The sequence below is a fragment of the Bacillus sp. AFS098217 genome, from assembly GCF_002551815.1.
GTDB lineage: Bacteria > Bacillota > Bacilli > Bacillales > Bacillaceae_G > Bacillus_A.
Map to the genome: position 1 here is coordinate 1 of NZ_NVPR01000112.1, position 1,563 is coordinate 1,563.

The 1,563-nt window shown below is 37.3% G+C and carries 1 protein-coding gene; it reads left to right on the forward strand.

The features are described 5' to 3' along the window. Nucleotides 1-131: 131 nt before the first annotated feature. Nucleotides 132-1,490, forward strand: coding sequence for a transposase (locus tag COO03_RS23100; RefSeq protein WP_097899356.1), 1,359 nt, complete (start codon nucleotides 132-134; stop codon nucleotides 1,488-1,490). Nucleotides 1,491-1,563 lie beyond the last annotated feature (73 nt).

Genomic DNA, 1,563 nt, shown 5'->3' on the forward strand with positions numbered 1-1,563 from the left:
TGAATCAATTTCATAATTCTCAGCCCTGATGTACCAAGGGTTTTGAGAACACAAAAAAGGAGTACCTCCCCAAATTCTTGTATAATGGTAGTTACGACACAAACCAAAACAAGAAAAGAGGTTGACTCCCTGTGCCTATTATACGACAAGAAAGCCTATTTGACATTAAAGATTTATATGATTTAGAACCAACGAGACGATTCGAAGCGATTTTTTCGACATTGACAATTGAACCTGTCCTAGCCACTGTTTCGAAACGATCAATCTATGGTGCTCCAACAAAATTAAATTATGCAGCGATGATCTATGCCCTCGTTGCTCGTATTGTGGAACGCATTCCAACGATTAAAGATCTTGTGAAACGATTACGACATGATTTTATGTTTCATCTGGAGTGCGGGTTTTTATTTTCTGATCGCATCCCTTCCGAAGCTTCTTTTTCACGGTTCACCCAGAAATTAAGTGAATCTAATGTACTAGAAATCGTTCAAGAAACCTTACTTCTCCAAGCGATTCAAGAAGAGTTTCTTACAGATGATGTTGTTTCTATTGATGCGACACATTTTGAATCTCGAGACCAGGCAACTTCACAAGAAAAGAAACCAAAACCAGAATCAAAAAAATGTGGTCGTAAACCGAAGGCTGAACAAGAAGCCTTTCAACAAGAAAAACAAAAACGAGAAAATCAAAAAAACATCTACGAAAAAACAATAGAAGATCAACTAGATATCCGTCTAGAAACCTTACGAACAGAAATCCCTATGCATCCAAATTGGGGCATCAAGAAAAATAGTGAAGGTAAAAACACCTTTTGGTTTGGCTTCAAAGCCCACTTGGCGGTTGGTTCTAAGAGCCAATATATTCTACAATCTCTCATGTCTTCCGCAAGTTTACATGATGGAAAAGCCGCAATTCCTTTACTAAAAGGTATACAAGAACGACTTTCTTCGTTGACCATTCGGTATGGCGTGTTAGATGCGGGGTATGATTACAAAGCGATTTATACACAACTTCACCGCATGAAAACGAAAGCGATTATTGCCTATAATAGACGCAATGAAGAAGAGTTTATTGGTTTTGATGAATATTTTGCTCCTACTTGCGTACGCGAACATTCGTATCGCTACGACAGCTTTGATGAGAAATATCAAACCTTGAAATATACACAACCAGATGAGTGTAAAACTTGTCCGTTAGCGACAGATTCTCTTTGCCAAAAAGTCTTCAAAATCAAAATGGAGACAGATATTCGGAAATATAGCGCTCCGGGTCGTGGAACAGAAGCATGGAAAAAGCTTTACAATCAAAGAAGTGCTGTCGAACGAGTAAACGCATACTTAAAAGAATTCTTTCAGTTAAAAAATGTCCGATATCGATCTGGAAAACGAGCAAAAGTACATTTCGATCTTGTGACGCTTGTTTATAATGCCTCAAAGTTGGCTGTAGATCGAATCAATCAAAAAATGAAAGAAGTGAATCAAGCCGCTTAGTATTTTCAAAAAACATACTTCTAAAATTTTGCCAATCCAACTGATGAAAAGAAACAATTATGAAATTGATTCA